The 5,974-nt window shown below is 73.7% G+C and carries 6 protein-coding genes; 3 read left to right on the top strand and 3 right to left on the bottom strand.

Annotated features, from left to right (window positions below; translation table 11 throughout):
* The 3 genes from QL983_RS09970 to QL983_RS09960 form a co-directional block, all read left to right on the top strand.
* Positions 1–1,012, top strand: a 1,012-nt coding sequence (locus QL983_RS09970) for an aldo/keto reductase (RefSeq protein ID WP_290152775.1), incomplete at its 5' end; no start/stop codon positions are given.
* A gap of 155 nt (positions 1,013–1,167) precedes the next feature.
* Positions 1,168–2,508, top strand: coding sequence for an NADP-specific glutamate dehydrogenase (gdhA, locus tag QL983_RS09965; RefSeq protein WP_230297396.1), 1,341 nt, complete (start codon positions 1,168–1,170; stop codon positions 2,506–2,508).
* Between the two features lie 193 nt (positions 2,509–2,701).
* Positions 2,702–3,760, top strand: coding sequence for a hypothetical protein (locus QL983_RS09960; RefSeq protein WP_078025796.1), 1,059 nt, complete (start codon positions 2,702–2,704; stop codon positions 3,758–3,760).
* A gap of 141 nt (positions 3,761–3,901) precedes the next feature.
* On the opposite strand, the gene QL983_RS09955 is transcribed toward QL983_RS09960, so the two are convergent.
* From QL983_RS09955 to QL983_RS09945, 3 genes are all read right to left on the bottom strand, one after another.
* The gene (locus QL983_RS09955) at positions 3,902–4,348 is read right to left on the bottom strand and encodes a thioesterase family protein (protein WP_002853740.1); all 447 of its coding nucleotides are present in this window, start codon (positions 4,346–4,348) and stop codon (positions 3,902–3,904) included.
* Positions 4,345–5,565 carry a phosphatase domain-containing protein gene (locus QL983_RS09950; protein ID WP_078025797.1) on the bottom strand — a complete coding sequence of 407 codons (1,221 nt, stop codon included), beginning with the start codon at positions 5,563–5,565 and terminating at the stop codon, positions 4,345–4,347. Before QL983_RS09950 ends, QL983_RS09955 begins: the two co-directional genes overlap by 4 nt.
* A gap of 27 nt (positions 5,566–5,592) precedes the next feature.
* On the bottom strand, positions 5,593–5,974 hold a 382-nt coding region (locus QL983_RS09945; protein WP_290152769.1), incomplete at its 5' end, for a DUF6508 domain-containing protein.

Genomic DNA, 5,974 nt, shown 5'->3' with positions numbered 1-5,974 from the left:
CGATCCCGCCGCGCCCCGCCGCCTCGCCGGCAAGGACGTGCACCCCGTCGGCCTCGGATGCATGAACATCGTGCACGGCTACTCCGGATTCCTCGACGACGACGCCGCCGTCGACCTGCTCACCCGCGTGCTGGACGACGGCACCGACCACCTGGACACCGCCACCCTCTACGGCGGCGGCCGCAGCGAGGAGCTCGTGGGGCGCACGCTCGCCCGGGCGGGGTCGGACGTCCGCGAGCGCGTGCTGCTCGCCTCCAAGGGCGGGCTCGTGCGGGACGGGCAGCGGCGGATCGACGGCCGCCCGGAGACACTGCGCGCGCACGTGGACGCCTCACTGCGCCGGCTCGGCCAGGACCGGATCGACCTGTACTACCTGCACCGGCTGGACCCGGAGGTCCCCGTCGAGGAGTCCGTGGGGGCGCTCGCAGAGGCCGTCACGGAGGGCAAGATCGGGGCGATCGGCCTGTCCGAGGTCTCGGCCGTCACCCTGACCCGGGCCGTGGCCGTCCACCCGATCGCGGCCGTGCAGTCCGAGTACTCCCTCGCCACCCGCAACCCCGAAGGGGGCGTGCTCGAGGCGTGCCGCCGCCACGGGACCGCCTTCGTGGCCTTCTCCCCCGTCAGCCGCGGCCTCCTCACGGACGCGCCGCCGCGGCTGGACCGGCTGGACGCGGGAGATCTGCGGCACCGGCTGCCCCGCTTCGCCGAGGGCCACTACGAGGCCAACCTGACGCTGCGCGAGGCGCTCTCGGCCGAGGCCGTCCGGCTCGGGACGAGCACGGCGGGGCTCGCCGTCGCCTGGGTCCTGGCCCAGGGCGAGGACGTCCTGGCGATCCCGGGCACCACCTCGTGGGAGCACTGGCTCGAGGACCGGGGCGCGCACGCGGTGCGGCTGACCCCGGCCGACGTCGCCCGGCTGGACGGCCTCGTCAATGACGCGACCGTGGCGGGCCCGCGCTACAGCGAGAGCCAGCAGGCCAGCATCGACACCGAGGCGGCGCCGCCGCGCTGAGCCGAACGCGGGGCCCGGGGTGGCCCGCGTCTCATTTCGGTAACAGAGCGCGCTCCCTGTCAGGATGGGCGTCAGGCACCGCGGCCTCCTCCGACCGCGGCGCGCCACGGGGGGCACCGCGGGGCGTCTCTACCCCGACGTCCGAGGAGGACACCATGAATGAGTCTCTGGAGACCCTGCGCGACGAAGTGTTCGCGCGCAACCCCGGCGAGGCCGAGTTCCACCAGGCGGTGTCCGAGGTGTTCGAGGCGCTGGGACCGGTGATGCAGCGCCACCCCCAGTACGTCGAGGCCGGGGTCATGCACCGCCTCTGCGAGCCGGAGCGCCAGATCATCTTCCGCGTCCCGTGGATCGACGACGCCGGCGTCGTGCAGGTCAACCGCGGGTTCCGCGTGGAGTTCAACTCGGCGCTCGGCCCGTACAAGGGCGGGCTGCGCTTCCACCCCTCCGTGTACCTCGGGATCGTCAAGTTCCTGGGCTTCGAGCAGATCTTCAAGAACTCGCTCACCGGCATGCCGATCGGCGGCGGCAAGGGCGGCTCGGACTTCGACCCCGCGGGCAAGTCCGACCGCGAGATCATGCGGTTCTGCCAGTCCTTCATGACGGAGCTGCATCGCCACATCGGTGAGCACACGGACGTGCCGGCCGGCGACATCGGCGTGGGCGCCCGCGAGATCGGCTACATGTTCGGCCAGTACAAGCGACTGACCAACCGCTTCGAGGCCGGCGCCCTCACCGGCAAGGGCCTGACGTGGGGCGGCTCGCTGGTCCGCACCGAGGCCACCGGCTACGGCGCCGTGATGTTCGTCGACTCCATGCTGCGCACGCGCGGCGAATCCATGGACGGCCAGCAGGTGCTGATCTCCGGCTCCGGCAACGTGGCCATCTACGCCGCGGAGAAGGCCGCCGCGCTCGGGGCCACCGTGCTCACCGCGTCCGACTCCTCGGGCTACATCGTGGACCCGGACGGCCTCGACCTGGACCTGCTCAAGCAGATCAAGGAGGTCGAGCGTGGCCGTATCTCCGAGTACGCCGAGCGCCGCGGCGGGCGGTCCCGCTACGTGACCGGCGGCAGCGTCTGGGACGTCGAGGGCACCGTGGCCCTGCCGTGTGCCACCCAGAACGAGCTCGACGAGTCCGCCGCGCGAACCCTGCTGAAGAACGGGGTGAAGGCCGTGGCCGAGGGCGCGAACATGCCCTGCACCGAGGCGGCCGCCCACCTGTTCGTCGACTCCGGGACGCTGTTCGGCCCGGGCAAGGCCGCCAACGCGGGCGGCGTGGCGACGTCGGCGCTGGAGATGCAGCAGAACGCCTCGCGGGACTCGTGGAGCTTCGACTACACCCACGACCGGCTCGAGCAGATCATGCGCGACATCCACGACCGCTGCGTGGAGACCGCCGAGGAGTACGGCACGCCCGGCAACTACGTGGCGGGGGCGAACATCGCCGGGTTCATCAAGGTCGCCGACGCGATGATCGCCCAGGGCGTGGTCTGAGGCCCGGCCCTGTCCCTTCCGTGATCCTCCGCCGCCCTGCGACATCACCGCCGTTCTGACGCGCGGTGATGTCGCAGGGCGGCGGTCGCTCAAGGGCGCCCGGCTCCTGCACAGGCCCCCCGACGTCGGGTGCCCTCCACGGCCGGCGCGGGCGACCCGTCGCACCCCGGACGGGCCCACGACACTGGGCCGCATGACCCTGCTCTCCGACCACTCGCGTGCGCTGCTCCCGGGACGCGGGCCCCTGCTCTGCGCGGCGGACCCTCACGACGGGGCGGCGCGGCGCCGTCTCGAACGCGCCTGGACCCGCGGGGTCCTCGTGCGGCTCTGCCCGCGCGTCTACATCAGCGTCAGCGACTGGGCCGCGCTGCGTCCGTGGGACAGGACGGTCGTGTCCGCCGTCGCCCTCTCGATCGCCCGCCCCGAGACGGTGTTCACGGGCCTGACCGCGGCCCGGTTGCACGGTCTCGGGCCGGCCGTCGAGCCGCCCGCGCTCGAGCTGCGCGCCCCCTCCCCCGGGCATCACGGCGCCGGGCCGCTGACCCGCCGTCCCTTCGCCCCCTCCCTGATGGCCCACGACCGCCGGCCTCCCGGCCTGCCGCGCCGCCGACCCCGGTGGGGGCTGCCGGAGGCGGACCCCGCCGCGCCTCAGCGGGTCGAGGCCGTCCTGTCCGACGGGCAGAGCCTCGGGACCGTCCTGGCGGATCCGCTGCCCACGGTGCTGCTGGTCCTCGGCGCGGCCACCCCGTTCCGCGACGCCGTGGCCACGCTGGACGCGCTCGTCCGAGCCCGGCCCGAGGAGGCCGCACGCTGGGCGAGGCAGGCGGAGAGCCGGCTCGGATCGGCGGCCGCCCTCCGCCGATTCGAGCGGGCCTGGCACTTCGCCGACGCGCGGGCGGAATCCGCCGGCGAGTCCTACAGCCGGGCCATCGTCCACGAGCTCGGCTTCGTCCCGCCCACGGCCCTGCAGCATCGCCACCGGGACGCGAACGGACGCGAGGTGGCCCGCACGGACTTCTGGTGGGAGCAGGTGCGGGTGTACGGGGAGTTCGACGGGCTGGGCAAGTACGACCTGTCGTTCTTCGACGGTGACGACACGGCCCGCCGCGCCAGCATCCGCCGGGAGAAGGAACGGGAGGTGGCCCTGCAGCTGGTCACCCGGGCGGGTGCGCATTGGACGTGGGGAGACCTCCTGCGGCCGGACCGGCTGGCGCGGATCCTCACCGCCGCGGGCGTCCCCCGCTCGGTCTGATCCACGGCCGTCCCACGGGCCCGGTCCCGACCTCCGCGAGCCCGAGCGTTCGACCTCCGCTCTGCGACATCGCAGCCGTGCTGCACGGCGGTGATGTCGCAGGACGGCTGCCGGGCGGCCCGCAGCCCACCTCAGCCTGCCTCAGCCGGCCAGGGCCGCCCGCTGCTCGGGGCTGATGCGCACGGGGCGGCCCGTCTGCCCGTCGACGAACACCATGACGGACGTCGCGGTGGCGCAGAGGGTGTCGTCGACGCCGTCGTGCAGGGCGTAGCCCACGTGCACCGAGGCGGCCTTCACGGCGTCCACGCTCACCACCACGCGCAGCGGCACGGGGCGGTAGGGCATCTGGGCCCGGTACTTCACGGTGTGCTCGGAGATGAACGTCCGCACACCGGGGGCCACCCCCTCGAGCAGGTCGATCGGCGGGGCCTGCCCGCCACCGGCGCCGGTGTTCGCGGGCACGCCGAAGGCCGCCACGCGGGCCTCCTCCAGCAGCTGCACCACGGCGATGTTGTTCACGTGGCCATAGGCGTCCATGTCCGCCCAGCGCAGCGGGATGCGGACCTCGACGGAGCGCGAGGCGGTCATCGGGCGGCCTCCTCGTCCGTGGACCGGTCGTCGCGCTGCGCCGCGGCGTCGAGGGTCGCCGGCGCCTCGTCGTCGCCGAGGATGTCCTCGCGCCAGGCCTCGGGCTGCACGTCCACGAACTCGACGGGCAGGATGCCCAGGTCCTCGAGCTGATTGGACAGCGTGGCCCCGTCCGGGCCGTAGCACCACGGGATGCCCGGGGTGGAACGGCGGGTGTCCTCCGCCCGGCCGCCCGCGAGCAGCGCCTGCGAGGGGGTCAGCTGCCGGATGACGATCGCCTTGACCCGGTCGGGGTGGCGCTGCGCGAACTCGGCGTAGATCTCGGGGTCGTGCTGGCCGTCGTCGCCCACCAGGATCCACTGGATGTCCGGGAACTGCTCGGCGAGGCGCTCGAGCTGGACCCTCTTGTGCTCCTGGCCGGAACGGAACCAGCGGTCCCTCGTGGGCCCCCAGCTGGTCAGCAGCAGAGCGCCGAGCGGGTAGAGGTTGCGGCCCAGGAAGCGGGTGAGGGTCTGCGCCACGTTCCACGCGCCCGTGGACAGGTACAGCACGGGGGCCTTCGGCTCGAGCTCGGCGATCCGGCGCAGCAGCACGGCGATCCCCGGAGTGGGCGTGCGGGCGTGCTCGTCGATCACGAACGAGTTCCAGGCCGCCAGCAGGGGGCGGGGCAGCGAGGTGACCACCACGGTGTCGTCGATGTCCGAGACCAGGCCGATCCGCGCGCCCGGCTCGCAGATGTACAGGTCCATGACGGCGTGCTCCTCTTGGCCGCCGACGTGGAGGGTGGCGGTCTGCCAGCCGGGCTCCAGCTCGACGTCCAGCACGACGTCGACGACGCCCATCCGGTCCGTGCGCACCGTGGTGCGCAGGTCCCCCACCTGCACCTCCACCTCGGCGTAGGCCATGGGCGGGGCCACGAAGTTGCGCCAGCCGCGCACGCCGTCCGCCACCACCTTCGACAGCCGACGGCCGTTCATGAACTCCTCGTCGGAGGCGATCACCACACGGGAGAGGATCCGCACCCAGCTGGTGCTGCCGTAGCCCGTGAACGCCATGACCGTCGGCACGTTGCCGGCACGCAGCGCGCGGGCGCGGTGCCAACGGTTCCACCCCTCCTGCAGGTGCGTGGCGACGTTCTCCACGGGAGTGGGGTCACCGGAAGGGGCCAGGCGGCCGCGCCGGGGCGCGGGCGTGGGGGCGTCGGAGGCTGCGGGCATGCGCCCAGTATTCCGCACCGTGCGCTCTCAGCGGATCTCGGGGACCAGCGCGGTCAGGCGGTCCAGCATGCGGCCGACCTTGCCGTTCTCGATCGCGGCGGCCACGTGCCCGTCCGCGAACCGCTCGCCGCGCACCAGGTAGGTGAACAGCGTGCCGAGGTCGGCCAGGGACGCCTCGGCGATGCCGGCCTCGCTCACCCGGTCCACGTTCCGCAGGTAGTCGACGTCGATGCCCGCCAGCTCCTGCGCGGCCACGAGGCCGGGGAACACGCGGTCGTCGTAGTCCGGGTAGACGCCGCCGAGGGTGCCGGGCGCGGGGGCGCCGTAGGAGGCGATCGGCCGGGCCTCGGTGCCGTAGCCGGCGGCGAGCAGCTCGCGCAGCGCACGCACGGCGGCCACGCGCTGGGGC

It is taken from the genome of Micrococcus sp. APC 4021 (assembly GCF_030407635.1).
Taxonomy (GTDB): Bacteria; Actinomycetota; Actinomycetes; order Actinomycetales; family Micrococcaceae; genus Micrococcus; species Micrococcus luteus.
The sequence above is the reverse complement of the archived record's forward strand: the minus strand, read 5'-3'. Positions and strand labels throughout refer to the sequence as shown.

What these genes read in the sequence shown, in the direction of transcription:
- QL983_RS09960 (WP_078025796.1), top strand. Translation starts at nt 2,702, where the DNA reads ATGACCCTGCTCTCCGACCACTCGCGTGCGCTGCTCCCGGGACGCGGG.
- gdhA (WP_230297396.1), top strand. Translation starts at nt 1,168, where the DNA reads ATGAATGAGTCTCTGGAGACCCTGCGCGACGAAGTGTTCGCGCGCAAC.
- QL983_RS09955 (WP_002853740.1), bottom strand. Translation starts at nt 4,348, where the DNA reads ATGACCGCCTCGCGCTCCGTCGAGGTCCGCATCCCGCTGCGCTGGGCG.
- QL983_RS09950 (WP_078025797.1), bottom strand. Translation starts at nt 5,565, where the DNA reads ATGCCCGCAGCCTCCGACGCCCCCACGCCCGCGCCCCGGCGCGGCCGC.